Source organism: Pantoea sp. Pa-EAmG (assembly GCF_030024295.1).
GTDB lineage: Bacteria > Pseudomonadota > Gammaproteobacteria > Enterobacterales > Enterobacteriaceae > Pantoea > Pantoea dispersa.
This window is the reverse complement of the sequence record NZ_JASEWO010000417.1, coordinates 1-569: the sequence shown is the minus strand read 5'-3', so window position 1 is coordinate 569 and position 569 is coordinate 1. Positions and strand designations below refer to the sequence as shown.

Annotated in this window: 1 protein-coding gene; it reads left to right on the top strand. The window is 48.0% G+C overall.

What is annotated here, in order from left to right:
• A partial coding sequence (locus QMM04_RS23010; RefSeq protein ID WP_282997215.1) for an IS3 family transposase occupies positions 1-423 on the top strand: 423 nt, incomplete at its 5' end.
• Between the last annotated feature and the right edge of the window lie 146 nt (positions 424-569).

Below are 569 nucleotides of genomic sequence, written 5' to 3'. Positions count from 1 at the left end.
CTGTTCTCACGCAAAATTATCGGCTGGTCAATGCAATCCCGGATGACAAAGGACATTGTCCTGAACGCACTGCTGATGGCTGTATGGCGGCGTAATCCGCAAAGAAAGGTGCTGGTCCACTCGGACCAGGGCAGTCAGTATACAAGCCATGAGTGGCAGTCATTCCTGAAATCACACGGCCTGGAAGGGAGTATGAGCCGTCGCGGTAACTGTCACGATAACGCTGTTGCAGAAAGCTTTTTCCAGTTACTGAAACGAGAGCGCATAAAGAAAAAGATCTACGGAACGCGGGAAGAAGCCCGCAGCGATATTTTTGATTACATCGAAATGTTTTATAACAGTAAGCGTCGGCATGGTTCAAGCAATCAGATGTCACCGACAGAATATGAAAACCAGTATTATCAACGGCTCGGAAGTGTCTAGATTATCCGTGGCGATTCAAGAAGAGTGGTGGGCTATTATATTACTTGGGGCGCTATTCTTTCTGACGCAGGGAGAAGGTGAAGATGAAGCACAAAGCAAAAAACCCCGCACCTTACGGTACGGGGTTCTTCTAATTGATGCCTGGC